This window comes from Pseudomonas brassicacearum subsp. brassicacearum (genome assembly GCF_008801605.1).
GTDB classification, from domain to species: domain Bacteria; phylum Pseudomonadota; class Gammaproteobacteria; order Pseudomonadales; family Pseudomonadaceae; genus Aquipseudomonas; species Aquipseudomonas brassicacearum.
Map to the genome: position 1 here is coordinate 305,784 of NZ_VZPJ01000006.1, position 18,426 is coordinate 324,209.

The window sequence follows — 18,426 nt, forward strand, 5'->3', positions numbered from 1 at the left end:
GTCGGCACATCCAATATCTGCATCGCGATCAAGCTCGCTCCCACAGGCGTTTTTCCGCTTGACCCGCTACTCGGTATTACCTGTCAACAACGCCACAAACGCCTTCGCCATCGGCGAACGCTGGTCCTTGCGCTGGACCAGCCACACCGCCGACACCGCTGCCGGATCGAGTAGCGGTCGATACACCACCCCATCGATACGCATGCGTTGGTAAGACGCCGGCAATACCGAGACACCCAGCCCCGCCGCCACCAAGCCGATGATGGTCATGGCTTCGCCGGCTTCCTGGGCGAAGTGCGGGCTGAAGCCGGCGTCGCGGGCCAGGTTCAGGAGCTGGGCATAGAGGCCGCTGCCGTAGCTGCGGGGGAAGAACACGAACGGCTCCTGGGCCAAGGCCGAGAGGAACAGGCCGTCTTCATTGCCCTGGGCCAGGGGATGCTTGGCACTGAGCACGGCTACCAGCGGTTCGCGGCTGAGTTCGATTTCCACCAAGGAGTCGGGCAACGGCAAGGGTCGCATGATGCCCACCTCGATCTCTTCATCCACCAGTGCGTCGGCCACTTGGGTACTGCTCATTTCCCGCAGGTTCAGGTGCACCGCCGGGAAGCGTTGCCGGAATGAAAAAATCGCCTGGGGGATGGTGGAGTTGAAAGGCGCCGAGGAGGTGAAGCCGATTTTCAGCTCGCCCAACTCCCCCAGTTGGGCGCGGCGGGCGACGTCAGCGGCTTTATCGACCTGGACCAATACCCGTCGCGCTTCTTCAAGGAACAACCGCCCGGCCTCGCTCAATTCGACCCGACGATTGGTACGCTCGAACAACCGTGCGCCAATCTCCTGCTCCAGCGCCTGGATCTGCTGGCTCAAGGGCGGCTGGGAGATGCCCAGGGCCAGCGCGGCACGGCCGAAATGCAGTTCTTCGGCAACGGCGATGAAGTAACGCAGGTGTCGCAATTCCATGGGCAATCCAATAGGTCGTATAACGTCTTAAACAGGTCGAACAATATATTGGATAGAATCATTAGCCGGCTATATGCTTTTTTCATTGCCTGCCAGAACGTGCCCTTGCGAGGTCCACCGTGAAAACTGCTGTCGCTCCACTGACCCATGAAATCCCGCCGCGTGTGCAGGATGATGTCGTCGCCGAACTCAAGGACATCTATATCGAGAAGGGCACGCCGATGTTCATGCGCACGGTGCTGGCGCTGTTCAGCGGTGGCTTTGCGACCTTTGCCCTGCTGTATTGCGTGCAACCGATGATGCCGCTGTTGTCCAAGGAATTTTCCATCAACGCGGCGCAGAGCAGCCTGATCCTGTCGGTGGCGACCGGCCTGCTCGCCATCGGCCTGTTGATCACCGGCCCGATTTCCGACCGCATCGGGCGCAAGCCGGTGATGGTCGCGGCGCTGTTCGCCGCCTCGGCGTGTACGATTGCCAGCGCCATGATGCCGACCTGGCAGGGTGTATTGCTGCTACGTGCCTTGGTGGGGCTGTCGTTGAGCGGGTTGGCAGCGGTCGCGATGACGTATTTGAGCGAAGAAATCCATCCCAAGCACATCGGCCTGGCGATGGGGTTGTACATCGCCGGCAACGCCATCGGCGGCATGTGCGGACGCCTGATCACCGGGGTCTTGATCGACTTTGTCAGCTGGCACACCGCGATGCTGGTGATTGGCGGCCTGGCGCTGATCGCGGCAGCGGTGTTCTGGAGAATCCTGCCTGAGTCACGCAACTTCCGTCCTCGTTCGCTGCACCCGCGCAGCCTGCTGGACGGCTTCACCATGCACTTTCGCGACGCCGGCTTGCCGCTGCTGTTTCTTGAAGCTTTCGTATTGATGGGCGCGTTCGTGACGCTGTTCAACTACATCGGCTACCGCCTGCTGGCCGAGCCTTATCACTTGGACCAGGCCTTTGTCGGGTTGCTGTCGGTGGTGTACCTGTCGGGCATCTACAGCTCGGCAAAAGTCGGTGCACTGGCGGACAGGCTCGGCCGACGCAAAATGCTCTGGGCGACCATTGCACTGATGCTGGCCGGCCTCACGCTGACCATGGCCACCCCGCTGTGGCTGGTAGTGCTGGGCATGCTGGTGTTCACCTTCGGTTTCTTCGGCGCCCACTCGGTCGCCAGCAGTTGGATCGGCCGCCGCGCCCTCAAGGCCAAGGGCCAGGCTTCGTCACTTTATCTGTTCAGCTATTACGCCGGATCCAGCGTTGCGGGTACGGCGGGCGGCGTGGCCTGGCACCTGGGTGGGTGGAACGGTGTCGGCTTGTTCATCGGTGGCTTGCTGGTGGTCGCATTGTGGGTGGCGGTGAAGCTGGCGAAATTACCGTTGCTGCCGGGGAATGTGCAGGTTTAAGCCATCACGACTTCACGACCCAACCAGGGACAGCGTGGACCCTTTGTGGCGAGGGAGCTTGCTCCCGCTGGGTGGCGCAGGCGCCCGAAACATCAACGACCGGGCAATAAAAAGCCTGTCCGACACGAGGCCGGACAGGCTGGGTGACAGGGTTGCAATCAGACGTGATATTGCGCCGACAACTCATGCACCGCCCGCAGGAAGGCACCGGCGTGTTCGGGGTCGACTTCCGGGGTAATGCCATGGCCTAGGTTGAACACGTGGCCGCTGCCGCTGCCGTAGCTGGCCAGGATACGCCCGACTTCAGCACGAATGGCGTCAGGCTTGGCGTAGAGCACGGTCGGGTCCATGTTGCCTTGCAGAGCGACCTTGTGACCGACGCGCTCGCGAGCGTTGCCAATGTCGCAGGTCCAATCCAGGCCCAGAGCGTCGGCGCCGGCATCGGCGATGCTTTCCAGCCACAGGCCGCCGTTCTTGGTGAACAGGATCACCGGGACTTTGCGCCCCTCGTGCTCGCGGATCAGGCCGCTGACAATCTTGCGCATGTAGGCCAGGGAGAACTCCTGGTACGCCGCCGCCGACAGGTTGCCGCCCCAGGTATCGAAGATCTGTACCGCTTGCGCACCGGCCAGGATCTGGCCGTTGAGGTAGGACGTGACCGACTGGGCCAGTTTGTCCAGCAACAGGTGCATGGCCTGCGGGTTGTCGTAGAGCATCGCCTTGGTCTTGCGGAAGTCCTTCGACGAGCCGCCTTCGACCATGTAGGTGGCCAGGGTCCATGGGCTGCCGGAGAAGCCGATCAGTGGCACGCGACCGTTGAGTTCACGGCGAATGGTGCTGACTGCGTCCATGACGTAGCCCAGGTCTTTCTGCGGATCTGGGATCGGCAGGGCCTCGATGTCGGCCAGGGTGCTGATGACTTTCTTGAAGCGCGGACCTTCGCCGGTCTCGAAGTACAGGCCTTGGCCCATGGCATCGGGAATAGTCAGGATGTCGGAGAACAGGATGGCCGCGTCCAGCTGCGGATACCGATCCAGCGGCTGCATCGTCACTTCGCAGGCGAACTGGGGGTTCATGCACAGGCTCATGAAGTCACCGGCCTTGGCGCGGCTGGCGCGGTACTCCGGCAGGTAGCGACCAGCCTGGCGCATCATCCACACCGGGGTGACGTCTACGGGTTGCTTGAGCAGGGCGCGAAGGAAACGGTCGTTCTTCAGGGCAGTCATGTCGGCATCCGGAAAAAAAGTGCGGGCATTTTCTCAGAGCGCGAGGCAAAAGGCACGGCAAGAGCCGTGCCTTTTATCTATCGGGGCAATTTGTCGCGGTGCAATGAAGTTCAGCAGCACCACAAAACAACTGTGGGAGCTTTTTTTGTGGGAGCAAGGCTTGCCCGCGATGAAGACACCGCGGTCTCTTGAGTACCGAGGCGCCTGGATCGCGAGCAAGCTTTGCTCCCACAAAGCTCGCCCACAGGGTTTGGTGTCGCTTGATCAGACTTGCAGGTAATCCAGGATCCCTTCCGCCGCATTGCGGCCTTCGAAGATCGCCGTCACCACCAGGTCGGAACCCCGGACCATGTCGCCACCGGCGAAGATCTTCGGGTTGCTGGTCTGGTGCTTGTACTGGCCCTGCTCTGGGGCCACGACGCGGCCCTGGCTATCGGTCTGGATGCTGAACTGCTCGAACCACGGCGCCGGGCTTGGGCGGAAGCCGAAGGCGATGACCACGGCGTCGGCCGGGATGATCTCTTCGGAACCGGGAATCGGCTCGGGGCTGCGGCGGCCACGGGCGTCCGGTTCGCCGAGACGGGTCTCGACCACCTTCACCCCTTCGACCTTGTCTTCACCGACAATGGCGATCGGTTGGCGGTTGTAGAGGAACTTCACGCCTTCTTCCTTGGCGTTCTTCACCTCTTTACGCGAACCGGGCATGTTGGCTTCGTCACGACGGTAGGCACAGGTCACCGACTTGGCGCCCTGGCGAATCGAGGTGCGGTTGCAGTCCATCGCCGTGTCGCCACCGCCGAGTACCACGACCTTCTTGCCTTTCATGTCGACGAAATCTTCCGGCGACTTTTCAAAGCCCAGGTTGCGGTTGACGTTGGCGATCAGGAAGTCGAGTGCGTCGTAGACGCCTGGCAGGTCCTCACCGGCAAAGCCGCCCTTCATGTAGGTGTAGGTGCCCATGCCCATGAATACCGCATCGTATTCTTCGAGCAGTTGCTCCATGGTCACGTCCTTGCCCACCTCGGTGTTCAGGCGGAACTCGATGCCCATGCCGGTGAAGACTTCGCGACGATTGCTCAGCACAGTCTTTTCCAGCTTGAACTCGGGAATGCCAAAGGTCAGCAGACCGCCGATTTCCGGGTTCTTGTCGAACACCACCGGGGTCACGCCACCACGCACCAGCACATCGGCACAGCCCAGGCCCGCCGGGCCGGCACCGATGATCGCCACGCGCTTGCCGGTCGGCTTGACCTTGGACATGTCCGGACGCCAGCCCATGGCAAACGCGGTGTCGGTGATGTACTTCTCCACCGAACCGATGGTCACCGCGCCAAAACCGTCGTTGAGGGTGCACGCACCTTCGCACAGACGATCCTGCGGGCACACCCGGCCGCAGACTTCCGGCAGGGTGTTGGTCTGGTGGGACAGCTCGGCGGCCTGGAGGATGTTGCCCTCGGCCACCAGTTTCAGCCAGTTGGGAATGAAGTTGTGCACCGGGCACTTCCACTCGCAATACGGGTTACCGCAGCCCAGGCAGCGGTGGGCCTGGTCGGCCGACTGCTGGGGTTTGAAAGGTTCGTAGATTTCCACGAACTCTTTCTTGCGTTGACGCAACAGTTTCTTCTTCGGATCCTTGCGCCCGACATCGATGAACTGGAAGTCGTTATTCAGACGTTCAGCCATTGTTAAAACCTCATCAAACTCTTCAGGCGCATATCACTGCGGGTTGGCACGAGTGCTGGAAAGCAACGATTTCAGGTTGGCAGCCTTGGGCTTGACCAGCCAGAAACGGCGCAAGTAGTCATCGAGGTTCTCGGCGAGTTCACGACCCCACTCGCTGTCGGTTTCCGCGACGTACTCGTTCAGCACGTTTTGCAGGTGGCTGCGATAGGCTTCCATCGCCTCGCCGCTGATCCGCTGGATTTCCACCAGTTCGTGGTTGACCCGGTCAACGAAGGTGTTGTCCTGGTCGAGCACGTAGGCGAAACCGCCGGTCATGCCAGAGCCGAAGTTATAACCGGTCTTGCCCAGCACGCAGACAAAACCACCGGTCATGTACTCGCAGCAGTGATCGCCGGTGCCTTCCACCACAGTGTGGGCCCCGGAGTTACGCACGGCAAAACGCTCGCCTGCGGTGCCGGCGGCGAACAGCTTGCCGCCCGTGGCGCCGTAGAGGCAGGTGTTGCCGATGATGGCACTGTCCTGGGTCTTGTAGACGCTGCCCTTGGGCGGAACGATGACCAGCTTGCCACCGGTCATGCCCTTGCCCACGTAGTCGTTGGCATCGCCTTCCAGGTACATGTTCAGGCCACCGGCGTTCCAGACGCCGAAGCTCTGGCCTGCGGTGCCTTTGAAGCGGAAGGTGACCGGCGCCTTGGCCATGCCCTGGTTGCCGTGCTTGCGCGCGATTTCGCCGGAGATCCGTGCGCCGATGGAACGGTCGCAGTTGCAGATGTCCAGGTCGAACTCGGCACCGCTCAGGTCGTTGATCGCCGCAGCGGCCATGTCGACCATCTTCTCGGCCAGCTCCCCCTTGTCGAACGGCGGGTTGCGGTCGACCTGGCAGAACTGTGGCTTGTCTGCCGGAATGAGATCGCTGCCCAACAACGGGGTCAGGTCCAGGTGTTGCTGCTTGGCGGTCTGGCCTTCGATCACTTCCAGCAGATCGGTACGGCCGATCAGCTCTTCAAGCGAGCGCACGCCCAGCTTCGCCAACCACTCACGGGTCTCTTCGGCCACGTAGGTGAAGAAGTTCACCACCATGTCGACGGTACCGATGTAGTGGTCCTTGCGCAGCTTGTCGTTCTGGGTCGCCACGCCGGTGGCGCAGTTGTTCAGGTGGCAGATGCGCAGGTATTTGCAGCCCAGGGCGATCATCGGCGCGGTACCGAAGCCGAAGCTCTCGGCGCCGAGGATGGCGGCCTTGATCACGTCCAGGCCGGTTTTCAGGCCACCGTCGGTCTGCACCCGGACCTTGCCGCGCAAATCGTTGCCGCGCAGGGTCTGGTGGGTTTCAGCCAGGCCCAGTTCCCACGGCGCGCCAGCGTACTTGATCGAGGTCAGCGGCGATGCGCCGGTGCCGCCGTCGTAGCCGGAGATGGTGATCAGGTCGGCATAGGCCTTGGCCACGCCGGCCGCGATGGTGCCAACGCCCGCTTCCGCCACCAGTTTCACCGAGACCAGCGCCTTCGGGTTCACCTGCTTGAGGTCGAAGATCAGTTGCGACAAGTCTTCGATCGAGTAGATGTCGTGGTGCGGCGGTGGCGAGATCAGGGTCACGCCAGGTACCGCGTAGCGCAGCTTGGCGATCAGGCCGTTGACCTTGCCGCCGGGCAACTGGCCGCCTTCGCCGGGCTTGGCGCCCTGGGCAACCTTGATCTGCAGCACTTCAGCGTTGACCAGGTATTCCGGCGTCACACCGAAGCGGCCGGTTGCCACCTGCTTGATTTTCGAACTCTTGATGGTGCCGTAGCGCGCCGGGTCTTCGCCGCCTTCACCGGAGTTGGAACGCGCACCGAGGCGGTTCATGGCTTCGGCCAGGGCTTCGTGGGCTTCCGGGGACAAGGCGCCCAGGGAAATACCGGCCGAATCGAAGCGCTTGAGCACCGATTCCAGCGGCTCTATTTCACTGATGTCCAGCGGCGTGTCGAGGGTCTTGACCTTGAGCAGGTCGCGAATCATCGACACCGGACGGTTGTCCACCAGCGAGGTGTATTCCTTGAACTTGCTGTAGTCGCCCTGCTGCACGGCGGCTTGCAAGGTGCTGACCACGTCCGGGTTATAGGCGTGGTACTCGCCACCATGGACGAACTTCAACAGGCCGCCTTGCTGGATCGACTTGCGCGGGCTCCAGGCTTCGGCCGCCAGGGCTTTCTGTTCGGCTTCGATGTCGACGAAACGCGCACCTTTGATGCGGCTCGGCACGCCACGGAAGCTCAGCTCGCAGACTTCTTCCGACAGGCCGATGGCCTCGAACAGTTGCGCGCCACGGTACGAGGCGATGGTCGAGATACCCATCTTCGACAGGATCTTGAGCAGGCCCTTGGTGATGCCCTTGCGGTAGTTCTTGAACACCTCGTAGAGGTCGCCCAGCACTTCACCGGTACGGATCAGGTCGCCCAGCACTTCATAGGCCAGGAACGGATACACCGCCGAGGCACCGAAACCGATCAGCACCGCGAAGTGATGCGGATCGCGGGCGGTGGCGGTTTCCACCAGGATGTTGGAGTCGCAGCGCAGGCCTTTTTCGGTCAGGCGATGGTGCACCGCGCCGGTGGCCAGCGAGGCATGGATCGGCAGCTTGCCCGGCGCGATGTGACGGTCGCTCAGCACGATCTGGGTACGACCGGCGCGCGCGGCTTCTTCAGCCTGATCGGCAACGTTGCGGATCGCCGCTTCCAGGCCGACGCTTTCGTCATAGTTCAGGTCGATGACTTGGCGCGCAAAACCCGGGCGGTCGAGGTTGGTCAACGAGCGCCACTTGGCCGGGGAAATGACCGGCGAGCTGAGGATCACCCGCGAGGCGTGTTCCGGCGACTCCTGGAAAATGTTGCGCTCGGCACCGAGGCAGATTTCCAGGGACATCACGATCGCTTCGCGCAGTGGGTCGATCGGTGGGTTGGTCACCTGGGCGAACTGCTGGCGGAAATAGTCGTACGGCGTACGCACGCGCTGCGACAGCACGGCCATCGGCGTGTCATCACCCATGGAGCCGACCGCTTCGTAACCCTGCTCGCCGAGCGGACGCAGCACCTGGTCACGCTCTTCGAACGTCACCTGGTACATCTTCATGTACTGCTTGAGCTGGTCGACGTCGTAGAAAGCCGAGCCGTGGTCGTTGTCTTCCATGGTCGCCTGGATGCGCAGGGCATTCTTGCGCAGCCATTGTTTGTACGGATGACGGGACTTGAGGCGGTTGTCGATGGCGTCAGTGTCGAGGATCTGGCCGGTCTCGGTGTCCACGGCAAAGATCTGGCCCGGGCCTACGCGGCCCTTGGCGATGACGTCTTCAGGCTGATAGTTCCAGACGCCGATTTCCGACGCCAGGGTGATGAACCCGTTGGTGGTGGTGACCCAACGCGCCGGACGCAGGCCGTTACGGTCCAGCAGGCACACGGCGTAGCGACCGTCGGTCATGACGATACCGGCCGGGCCATCCCACGGTTCCATGTGCATGGAGTTGTATTCGTAGAACGCGCGCAGGTCCGGGTCCATGGTCTCGACGTTCTGCCATGCTGGCGGCACGAGCATGCGCACGCCACGGAACAGGTCGATACCACCGGTCACCATCAGTTCCAGCATGTTGTCCATGCTCGAGGAGTCCGAGCCCACGCGGTTGACCAGCGGGCCGAGTTCTTCAAGGTCGGGCATCAGGTCGTTGGCGAACTTGGTGCGACGGGCCACGGCCCAGTTGCGGTTGCCGGTGATGGTGTTGATCTCGCCGTTGTGGGCGAGGAAGCGGAATGGCTGGGCCAGCGGCCATTTCGGCAGGGTGTTGGTGGAGAAGCGCTGGTGGAACACGCAGATCGCGGTTTTCAGGCGCTCGTCGCTCAGGTCCGGATAGAAGGCGGTGAGGTCCGCCGGCATCATCAGGCCTTTGTAGATAATGGTCTTGTGGGAAAAGCTGCAGATGTAGTGATCGGTGTCGGCGGCATTGGCCACGGACGAACGACGACGGGAACTGAACAGCTTGATCGACATGTCCTGGTCGCTCAGACCGTCGCCGGCGATGAACACCTGTTCGATCTGCGGCAGGCGCTCGAGCGCCAGACGGCCGAGGACACTGGTGTCGATCGGCACTTTGCGCCAGCCTACCAGTTGCAGGCCGGCGGCCAGGATCTCGCGATTCATGTTCTCGCGAGCCGCTTGGGCCTTCACCGGATCCTGGTTGAAGAACACCATGCCCACGGCGTACTGCTTGGGCAGGGTCACGCCAAACGTTTCCTGGGCAATGGCACGCAGGAACTCGTCGGGTTTTTGAATCAGCAAGCCACAACCGTCGCCGGTCTTGCCGTCGGCGTTGATCCCACCACGGTGGGTCATGCAGGTCAGGGCCTCAATGGCCGTTTGCAAAAGGGTGTGGCTGGGCTCGCCCTGCATATGAGCTATCAGGCCGAAACCGCAGTTATCCTTGAATTCATCTGGTTGGTACAGACCTGCTTTCATAGACACTTTCTCACCAGGCTGCCTCTAATCGAGGCAAATTTCTTTTCAATTCAACCAGTTGCATGCCGCGCCGAACGTACGCCAGCTTTGCGGGGGCAAAAGGGAGGTCATTGTACACACCGACACAGAGGCTCACAAATTTGACGACGAACTGTCGCAAATCCATGTCGCATTTGTGAAAGGTTTAAAGCTATATGCTGTGCTAGTCAAAACTTTTTTGGGTTCGACCGCTACGACTCAAACACTACTGTGACGCAGACACCACAAGGCGCGCGGCCTGAAAGGTCGCCCGCCCCTGCGGAAATTTTGAGGTTGCCGGGAGAGGCGGCCTGGGTAAGGCCGCCGAATCTTCAGCGAGTTGCTGCCAGTTCCTGTTGGACGCTGGCGACAGTGCGAGGCCAAGGTTTACCAGCCTGAACCTTCGCTGGCAAGGCCTTGATGGCGGAAACGGCTGCATCACGGTTGGCAAAGCTGCCATAGGTGATGACATACAGCGGCTTGCCATTGAGGACTTTCTTGAAATAGCGGTACTCGCCGCCCTGCTCCTTGACGAAGTTCTGTGCCGCGGCTTCGGAACTGGTGCCGAGGATCTGCACTACGTAGTTGCCCGGTGCCTGGCCAGCGTACCAGCTACCGCCCGTGGCCTTGGCCGGAGCAGCAGGCTTGGCTGCGGGTGCGGGTGCTGGCGCCGCCGGCTTGGCAGGCGTTGGAACCGGGGCAGGCTTGGCGGTGGCCACCTGGGTGGGCGCCGGAGTCGGCTTGGCGGCCGGGGCAGGCGTCGGGGCAGGACCGGCGGGCACGCCCACAGGCGGTGCGGTGGTGGTCACGGTCGGCGGCACGTCGCTGCTGTCGTCGACCGGTGGCGCTGCGCCGTCGTCGCCTTCGGTGATGCCACCGGCCGCTTCAGCCAGCGGACCGCGCATGACCGGTTGCGACTGGCCGACCAGCGGCAGTGGCATCGGCTGAGTGTTGCCGGCGAATTCCACTGCCGGCGCACCACCGTTGGGTTGCGGCGTCCCCTGGCCGAGAGGCAGTTGCGCCTGTTCGTTGGCAGGGGCACCCGTGGTGGGTGCCTTGGTGCGACCCGGCATCAGCCAGGCGGCGGCAACCGCGACCACGACGACGGCGGAAATTGCCAATACGTGTTTCTTCGGCATGTTGAACCCCATACTTGGACGCTTCACCGCTGAGCGGCTGGCAATCATGACTTCGATCAGAGCATCGCGGGCGACCTGGTTGATGTTGCCAGGCCAACCGTCGGCGCTTTCGTGAATCTCAGAGATCTGATCGGCGGTAAAAAGTTCGATACCCCGGCCCGCACCCTCAAGACGCTGGGCCAGGTATTCACGCGTTTCTTCCTCGGTGTAGGGCGCCAGCTCGATGACGTGGAAGCGCTCTTCCTCAAGATTCAATTGGTCCAGATCAGCGATCAGCGACGACTCGCCGAACAGGAACACATGAGGGCGACCCTCCGGCGCACCGGCCGCCAAGGCCAGCAGGGCCTCGAGGGCCGACTCGTCGAGTTGCTCGGCATCGTCCACCAGCAGATAGACTTCCTGCCCGGTCAGCGCCAGTTGCACGATCTGATCGAGAATTGCACCGACTTCGGCCTGCGCGACGTTCAGCGCCTGGGCCACCTGACGCAATATACCGGCTGCATCGCCGGCGCCACGGGCCGATACCACCACGCTTTGCACGGACTGCTTGTTGGTGCTGGCCACCAGGGCCTGGCGCAGCAAGGTCTTGCCGCTGCCCTGGGGACCGGTGACCACCAGCAGCAACTGGCTGTAGCGCGCCAGGTGATGCAACTGGCCCAGTACCGGTTTGCGCTGAGCAGGGAAGAACTTGAAGCCCGGGACCCGCGGTGCAAAAGGGTCATGACTCAATTGGAAATGGCCGAGGAAAGCCTCGTCGGCATGCAAACTAGTCATCGGATCTTATTAACCTTTAAGCTGAGCCAGGGCGCGGTAGTCCGCTCCCAGCGTGGCCTGTAGAACTTCTTTCGGATAATCGTCGGTCACCACCGCTTCGCCCATGTGGCGCAGCAGCACCAGACGCAGACGACCGTCGATCACTTTTTTGTCGATTGCCATGTGTTCAAGAAAATCCGCCTCGCTCATTTCCTCGGGCGGAACCACCGGCAACCCGGCGCGCTGGAACAGACGAATACCGCGATCACGCTCCTGTTCGCTGATCCAGCCCAGGCGCGCAGACATCTCCAGGGCCATGACCGTACCGGCCGCAACCGCTTCACCGTGCAGCCAGACACCATAGCCCATGTGGGTTTCGATGGCATGGCCGAAGGTGTGCCCCAAGTTGAGGGTGGCGCGCACCCCCGACTCACGCTCATCGGCCCCCACCACGGCAGCCTTGGCGGCGCAGGAGCGTTCGATGGCGTAGGTCAGGGCCACTTGATCCAGTGCCCGCAGGCGGTCGACGTTCTCCTCGAGCCAGCCCAGGAACGGCTCGTCGCAGATCAGCCCGTACTTGATGACTTCTGCCAGCCCCGCAGACAGTTCGCGAGCCGGCAAGGTATTGAGGGTGGCGGTGTCGATCAGCACCACGTTGGGCTGATAGAAAGCACCGACCATGTTCTTGCCCAGCGGATGGTTGATCCCGGTCTTGCCGCCCACCGACGAGTCGACCTGCGACAGCAGCGTGGTGGGGATCTGGATGAAATCGACGCCGCGCTGATAGCAGGCGGCTGCAAAACCGGCCATGTCGCCGATCACACCGCCACCCAAGGCAACCACCGTGGTGCGGCGATCGTGGCGCGCAGTCAGCAGGCCATCGAAAATAAGTTGCAGGGTTTCCCAGTTCTTGAAGGCTTCGCCGTCGGGCAATACCACGGAAATGACCGAGAAGGCCGACAGGCTGCGGGTCAGACGTTCCAGATACAGGGGCGCGACGGTTTCATTGGAAATGATCGCCACTTGCCGCCCGGCGATATGCGGCGCCAGCAGTTCGGGCTGGTCCAGCAAGCCTTCGCCAATATGAATCGGGTAGCTGCGCTCGCCCAGGTCGACCTTAAGTGTCTGCATGTGTCCCCACAGTGAAGATGGAATCAGGCGTCCTGCCTGCAATTAACGAAAGTCCACGGTGCTTGTTCTGACGCCAGTTAATGGCCATCCGCCACGCCCCAGGCGGGCCATGACGGGACGTCGAGGATAGCGCATTTCGCCAGGCGCATTAACGGGGAGGCAGTTGCTGAAGGCGATCGAGAATGTCCAGCACCACCATCCGCGGCGGCCGCTCGTCGGTTTCCACCACCAGGTCGGCGATCTCCCGATACAGCGGATCACGCAGCTCCAGGAGGTCGCGCAGGGTCTTGGCCGGGTCGGCGGTGCGCAACAACGGGCGGTTGCGATCCCGAGCGGTGCGACCCACCTGCTGCTCGACAGAAGCATGCAGATAGACCACTCGTCCGCCGGCATGCAGCGCCCGACGATTGGCTTCGCGCATCACCGCGCCGCCACCGGTGGCGAGCACCACGCCATCGAACGCGCACAGCTCGGCGATCATCGCCTGCTCACGGTCACGAAAGCCCGGTTCGCCTTCCTTGTCGAAAATCCATGGGATATTGGCACCCGTGCGCAATTCAATTTCCTTGTCGGAATCTTTGAACGGCAGGCGCAGCTCTTTGGCCAGCAAACGGCCGATGGTGCTTTTTCCAGCGCCCATCGGCCCAACAAGAATCAAATTTCGCACAGAATCAACGACTCACAGCAATCGCCTGGTTATTCATGATACGCGGAGTGAGGAACACCAGCAGCTCGGATTTGCTATCCGAAACCACATCACGCCGGAAAAGGCGGCCAAGATACGGCACATCGCCAAGAAATGGCACCTTATCTACAACCTTGCTCTGAGTATTTGAGAAAACCCCGCCAATCACAATGGTCTCGCCATCATTGACCAGGACCTTGGCATTGACCTCGTTTTTCTTGATCGGCGGTACATCATTCACCTTGTTCAGGTAGTCCGGCTCATCCTTGGTGACCTTGACCTCCATGATGATCCGGTTGTCTGGAGTGATCTGCGGGGTCACCTCCAGCGACAGCGAAGCCTCCTTGAACGACACCGACGTAGCGCCGCTGGAACTGGCTTCCTGATAAGGAATTTCCGTGCCCTTGAGGATCTTTGCCGTCTCCTTGTCGGACGTCACCACCTTGGGCTGGGAGACGATCTCCCCGTTGCCGGTTTTCTCCATGGCCGTCAGCTCAAGGTCCAGCAATACGTTGTCGGTGATGAAGGCAATGCCGATGCCCGAGGTATTGCCCGAGGCGCCCAGGTCGACGAACGGCTGGTTGGTGCTGGTGCTACCCGGCGTGCCAACGGTGGTGGAATCGCCCGTGGTAACCCCCGAGGAGCTCCAGTTGCCCTTGTTTTGAACCGAACCGCCCCAGCGCACGCCCAGGCTTTTGTCGTAGTCGACATTGGCTTCGACAATCCGCGCCTCGATCATCACCTGGCGCACCGGAATATCCAGTTGCGCCACGATCCGGCGCAGTTCGTCGAGGCGGTCCTGGGTCTGGTAGGCAATGATGTTGTTGGTTCGCTCATCGACCGTGATCGTGCCGCGCTCATCGGCTTTGGCCTCGGCACTGGTCACCGACTGGAACAGCTTGGCGATGTCGGCCGCCTTCGCATAGTTGACCTGCAACAGTTCACGCCGCAGCGGTGCCAGGTCGGCAATCTGCTTCTGCGACTCCAGTTCCTGGCGCTCACGAGCGGCAATTTCATCGGCCGGAGCCACCAACAGCACGTTGCCGACCTTGCGCTTGTCCAACCCCTTGGTCTTGAGCACCAGGTCGAGCGCCTGGTCCCAGGGCACATTCTGCAACCGCAGGGTGATGCCACCCTGCACCGTGTCGCTGGCCACGAGGTTCAGGTTGGTAAAATCGGCAATCAGTTGCAGGACCGAACGCACCTCGATGTCCTGGAAGTTGAGCGAGAGCTTCTCGCCACTGTAGGCCGCGCGGTCGGCGTTGCGTTTTTGCAGGTCGTCGACGGTCATGGGCCGGACGCTGACGGTGAGCTTGTTGTCGGTCTGGTAGGTCGAGTAGTCGAAAGTCCCGCTGGGTTCGATGCTGATGGTCGCCCGGTCGCTGCCGGCGCTGGCATTGACGAATTGCACCGGGGTGGCGAAGTCCTTGACGTCCAGGCGCACCCGCAGCGGCTCGGGCAACTGGGTCCTGGCGAAATTGAGGATGATCTTGCCTTCGCGCTCCTGGATGTCCGGGGCGATGGACGGATCAGACAGGTCGATCACCACGTTGCCTTCGCCCTGGGTCCCGCGCTGGAAGTCCACCCCACGGATCGCCTTGCCCACCGGCGCACTGGCCCTCGCAGGCGCAGCGCTGGCAACCGCCGGGCGCGGGGCCTGGGTGGTGGAGTTCTTCGGGGCAGTGCTCTTCGGGGCGGCGCCCTTGCCAACCACCACGAACAGGTTGTTACCTTCGATCCGGGTGTCATACGGCGCCAGCTGGGTAAGGCCGATGATCAACCGAGTACGATCCCCAGCCTCGACCACAGTGGCGCTGCGTGCATTGCCCCCGCCCAGGTCGCGGCGCTTGCTGGAAAGTTGATTGGTCACGCCCGGCAGGTCCAGCGCAATCCGCGCCGGTTGTTCGGTGGTGTAGCCCCGGGGTGACGGCGGCGGCCCGTCGAAGGAGAGCTTCAACTCGACACGGTCCCCCGGCAACGCCGCCACATCCAACGTCTTCAGGCTGGCCCCGAGAACCATCGGCGACAACAGCGCTATCCATAGCGAAATACCGAGGGCTGAAAAAAACCTGTTCATTGTTCGAGTTCCACTATGAATGCTCTTTCAAAGGAATGGTCCGTGGTCGCTCCAGCCAGGCACCCTCGCCATCGGGAACGATTTCGACCACATCGACCTGGGTGGCACTGATGTTGACGATCCGCCCGTCGTTGCGTCCCAGATAGTCACCGACCTTGAGCCGGTGCACCCCGCCCGCGCCCCGCAGGAGCGCGAAGGAGCCACTGACGTTGGAGATCGTACCGACCATTTCAAACTGCTCGATGTTGAAGCCTTCCAGATACTGTTTGACCCGGTTCGGGTCGGGCCGGACGTTGCGCGAGCCCCGCTGCCGTTCGGCCTGGTCCACCCGGACCTGCCGGGAAAACGGGCTGCGCAGGTTGGCGGCACTGTAGGTAAAGGTTTCGTAGGGTCTGAACGTCGGCGTCGGCTCGATCTTGCCGGGTGGCCGCAGGCGCACTTCGTTCATGTAGGCGTCCAAATCACTGAAACCGTTGTCGTTACCGCAGCCCGCCAGCGCGACCAGGCCTGCCAGCAGGCAGATGCGACACACCGGCCTCATGGTTGCGCCTCCTGCTCGTTGTACCGGTAGGTCTTGGCCTGGATGCTCATGCGCAGCTTCGCGCCGGCCTCGGGCTCCATCGGCGCGATCTCGAAGTCGTGCAGCGTGACAATCCGCGGCAGCCCCGCCACCCCACTGACGAACGTCGCCAGGTCGTGGTAGCCGCCGGTCACGGTGATCTGGATCGGCAACTCGATGTAGAACGGCTGGGTGACCTCCGGCAGCAGCTTGATTTCCTCGAACTCCAGGCCGCTGCCCAGGCCGGTGCGAGTAATGTCCTCCAGCAGGCCCGGCACTTCGGTATCGCTGGGCAATTGCCGCAACAGCACACCAAAAGACGTTTCCATCTGCTTCATCTGCTCGGTGTAGCGCTCCAGGTTCGCGGCCATGTGGGCCTTGCCCGCGAATTGCGCCTTGAGGGTGTTTTCTTCCTCGCGCACCTGCTGCAACTGGTTCTCCAGGTCACTCAAGGCAAAGTTATAGCCCAGCCCCAGCACCAGGACCACCAGCAGGACACCCGCCAGCCATTTGATCGGCGCGGGCCAGGAACCGATGTTGTTGGTGTCCAGGTCACTGAGATCGATCTTGCGCAGTGCGTCGAACCACTCCCCCGGTTTCATTGGGCGTCCTCCGCATCGGCCGGGCGAGTCTGGCGTACCGTCAGCTGGAAGACATTGGCCTGGTCGAGCTGCCCAGCGGTGGTGGCCTTGACCTCCGTCAGGCTGGGCGTGTCGAACAGGTCCGACGAGTCCAGGTTGCGCATCAGGTCCGAGACCCGGTTGTTCGATTCCGCGGCCCCCTTGATCGAGAGCGTCCGGTCTTCCATCTTCACTTCGGTGAAATACACCCCGTCCGGCAAGGTCCGCACCAATTGGTCGAAGATGCGCCCACTGACCGGCCGGTTACCTTGCAAGTCCTGGATGATGCGCATGCGCTCCAGCAATTGCTGGCGACGAGCCTTCAATTCGCTGATCTGCTTGATGCGCTCGTCCAGCACGGCGATCTGCTCGGAAAGATGGCTATTGCGAGCGACCTGGCGGTCGATGGCGCTGTCAATGTAGCGGACCGCGACCAGGACCACGCCGACCGCGCCGATCAGCGCCCCCACCAAGGCCAGCAAAAAGCGTTTACGCCGTTCTTCACGCAGCTCTTCGCGCCAGGGAAGCAGGTTGATCCGTGCCATCAGTCAAAACTCCTGAGGGCCAGCCCACAGGCAATCATCAGTGCCGGCGCATCACCGGCCAGGGCGCCGGCATTGACCTTGCTGCTCAGGGCCATGTTGGTAAACGGGTTGGCCACCTGGGTCGGCGTGCCCAGGCGCTGCTCGATCAGCCGATCCAGGCCGGCGACCGAAGCCGTGCCCCCGGCCAGCAGAATGTGGTCCACCGCACTGTACTGGCCCGAGGCGAAGAAGAACTGCAAGGACCGCGAGACCTGCTGTACCAGAGCCTCGCGAAAAGGTTGCAGCACTTCGCTGAGATAGTCGTCCGGCAGGCCACCCTGCTTCTTTGCCTGGCCAGCCTGCTCGGGTGTCAGGCCATAGCGGCGCTGGATCTCCTCGGTCAGTTGGCGGCCGCCGAACAATTGTTCGCGGGTATAGATGATGCGCCCGTTGTGCAGCACGCTGAGGGTGGTCATGGTGGCGCCGATATCGACGACCGCCACAGTCAGCCGTTCCTGGGAGGCAGCCAGTTGCGTGGCGAGCAGGCCAAAAGCACGCTCCAGCGCATAAGCCTCCACATCGACCACCCGGGCCGTCAGCCCGGCGAGCGCCAATGCGGCCTCGCGGACCTCGACGTTTTCCTTGCGGCACGCCGCCAGCAGCACTTCGACGCGCTCGGCACTGCGTGGCGAAACACCCATCACTTCGAAATCGATGGCCACCTCATCCAGGGGATAGGGGATGTATTGATCGGCCTCGATCTTGAGCTGGTTTTCCATGTCATCGTCGGACAGGCCGGCGTCCATCTCGATGGTCTTGGTGATCACCGCTGAACCCGCCACCGCCACCGCCACGCTACGCAAGGGCGTCTTGGCCTTGGCCAACAGGCGCGACAACGCCTGCCCCACCCCTTCGAGCTCGGCGATGTTCTTCTCGACCACAGCGTTGGCTGGCAACGGTTCGACCGCGTAGGACTCGACGCGGTATCGATCGCCCTGGCGGCTCAACTCCAGCAGCTTCACCGACGTCGAACTGATGTCGATCCCCAGAAGCGCATGGGCTTTTTTATTGAAGAGTCGTAGCACTACCAATTCCCTATGACTATCCGTGAGTTACGGACTCTCTAATATGCATTGCGTTCAATCACACCGGTCCGACGGACGTCCGGATGGCAT

The 18,426-nt window shown here is 62.1% G+C and carries 13 protein-coding genes; 1 reads left to right on the forward strand and 12 read right to left on the reverse strand.

All coding sequences use genetic code 11. The annotated features are described in order from the left end of the window. Positions 1-66: 66 nt before the first annotated feature. Complete coding sequence (locus tag F7R20_RS16545; protein ID WP_003196997.1) at positions 67-957, reverse strand: LysR family transcriptional regulator; 891 nt, start codon at positions 955-957, stop codon at positions 67-69. A 140-nt stretch (positions 958-1,097) separates the two neighbouring features. Between F7R20_RS16545 and F7R20_RS16550 the strand changes: the two genes are divergently transcribed. After that, positions 1,098-2,354, forward strand: a complete 1,257-nt coding sequence (locus F7R20_RS16550; RefSeq protein ID WP_411740619.1) for an MFS transporter — start codon at positions 1,098-1,100, stop codon at positions 2,352-2,354. 158 nt (positions 2,355-2,512) lie between these two features. Here the strand turns inward: F7R20_RS16550 and hemE are convergent, their stop codons facing one another. The 11 genes from hemE to F7R20_RS16615 form a co-directional block, all read right to left on the reverse strand. Then, entirely contained in the window at positions 2,513-3,580 is a 1,068-nt protein-coding gene (gene hemE / locus F7R20_RS16555; RefSeq protein ID WP_003196993.1) for a uroporphyrinogen decarboxylase, read from the reverse strand. A gap of 264 nt (positions 3,581-3,844) precedes the next feature. After that, a complete protein-coding gene (locus F7R20_RS16565; RefSeq protein ID WP_003196992.1) occupies positions 3,845-5,263 on the reverse strand; it encodes an FAD-dependent oxidoreductase in 1,419 nt (472 codons plus the stop codon). A gap of 33 nt (positions 5,264-5,296) precedes the next feature. Next, positions 5,297-9,745 carry a glutamate synthase large subunit gene (gltB, locus tag F7R20_RS16570; protein ID WP_003196989.1) on the reverse strand — a complete coding sequence of 1,483 codons (4,449 nt, stop codon included), beginning with the start codon at positions 9,743-9,745 and terminating at the stop codon, positions 5,297-5,299. 350 nt (positions 9,746-10,095) lie between these two features. Beyond that, positions 10,096-11,676 (reverse strand): AAA family ATPase, encoded by a 1,581-nt coding sequence (locus tag F7R20_RS16580; protein ID WP_003196987.1) that lies wholly within the window; start codon positions 11,674-11,676, stop codon positions 10,096-10,098. Between the two features lie 9 nt (positions 11,677-11,685). Continuing rightward, positions 11,686-12,786 carry a 3-dehydroquinate synthase gene (gene aroB, locus F7R20_RS16585; protein WP_003196985.1) on the reverse strand — a complete coding sequence of 367 codons (1,101 nt, stop codon included), beginning with the start codon at positions 12,784-12,786 and terminating at the stop codon, positions 11,686-11,688. A gap of 148 nt (positions 12,787-12,934) precedes the next feature. Next, complete coding sequence (aroK, locus tag F7R20_RS16590) at positions 12,935-13,453, reverse strand: shikimate kinase AroK (protein WP_003196983.1); 519 nt, start codon at positions 13,451-13,453, stop codon at positions 12,935-12,937. A 4-nt stretch (positions 13,454-13,457) separates the two neighbouring features. Continuing rightward, the gene (pilQ, locus tag F7R20_RS16595; RefSeq protein WP_003196981.1) at positions 13,458-15,548 is read right to left on the reverse strand and encodes a type IV pilus secretin PilQ; all 2,091 of its coding nucleotides are present in this window, start codon (positions 15,546-15,548) and stop codon (positions 13,458-13,460) included. Between the two features lie 13 nt (positions 15,549-15,561). Continuing rightward, the gene (locus F7R20_RS16600) at positions 15,562-16,089 is read right to left on the reverse strand and encodes a pilus assembly protein PilP (protein WP_003196979.1); all 528 of its coding nucleotides are present in this window, start codon (positions 16,087-16,089) and stop codon (positions 15,562-15,564) included. After that, positions 16,086-16,709, reverse strand: coding sequence for a type 4a pilus biogenesis protein PilO (pilO, locus tag F7R20_RS16605; RefSeq protein WP_003196977.1), 624 nt, complete (start codon positions 16,707-16,709; stop codon positions 16,086-16,088). The genes F7R20_RS16600 and pilO overlap by 4 nt, the downstream gene beginning before the upstream one ends. Further along, entirely contained in the window at positions 16,706-17,272 is a 567-nt protein-coding gene (locus F7R20_RS16610; RefSeq protein ID WP_003196975.1) for a PilN domain-containing protein, read from the reverse strand. Before F7R20_RS16610 ends, pilO begins: the two co-directional genes overlap by 4 nt. Then, complete coding sequence (locus F7R20_RS16615; RefSeq protein WP_003196973.1) at positions 17,272-18,336, reverse strand: pilus assembly protein PilM; 1,065 nt, start codon at positions 18,334-18,336, stop codon at positions 17,272-17,274. Before F7R20_RS16615 ends, F7R20_RS16610 begins: the two co-directional genes overlap by 1 nt. Between the last annotated feature and the right edge of the window lie 90 nt (positions 18,337-18,426).

What these genes read in the sequence shown, in the direction of transcription:
- F7R20_RS16580 (WP_003196987.1), bottom strand. Translation starts at nt 11,676, where the DNA reads ATGACTAGTTTGCATGCCGACGAGGCTTTCCTCGGCCATTTCCAATTG.
- pilQ (WP_003196981.1), bottom strand. Translation starts at nt 15,548, where the DNA reads ATGAACAGGTTTTTTTCAGCCCTCGGTATTTCGCTATGGATAGCGCTG.
- F7R20_RS16545 (WP_003196997.1), bottom strand. Translation starts at nt 957, where the DNA reads ATGGAATTGCGACACCTGCGTTACTTCATCGCCGTTGCCGAAGAACTG.
- hemE (WP_003196993.1), bottom strand. Translation starts at nt 3,580, where the DNA reads ATGACTGCCCTGAAGAACGACCGTTTCCTTCGCGCCCTGCTCAAGCAA.
- pilO (WP_003196977.1), bottom strand. Translation starts at nt 16,709, where the DNA reads ATGAAACCGGGGGAGTGGTTCGACGCACTGCGCAAGATCGATCTCAGT.
- gltB (WP_003196989.1), bottom strand. Translation starts at nt 9,745, where the DNA reads ATGAAAGCAGGTCTGTACCAACCAGATGAATTCAAGGATAACTGCGGT.
- aroB (WP_003196985.1), bottom strand. Translation starts at nt 12,786, where the DNA reads ATGCAGACACTTAAGGTCGACCTGGGCGAGCGCAGCTACCCGATTCAT.
- F7R20_RS16610 (WP_003196975.1), bottom strand. Translation starts at nt 17,272, where the DNA reads ATGGCACGGATCAACCTGCTTCCCTGGCGCGAAGAGCTGCGTGAAGAA.
- F7R20_RS16565 (WP_003196992.1), bottom strand. Translation starts at nt 5,263, where the DNA reads ATGGCTGAACGTCTGAATAACGACTTCCAGTTCATCGATGTCGGGCGC.
- F7R20_RS16600 (WP_003196979.1), bottom strand. Translation starts at nt 16,089, where the DNA reads ATGAGGCCGGTGTGTCGCATCTGCCTGCTGGCAGGCCTGGTCGCGCTG.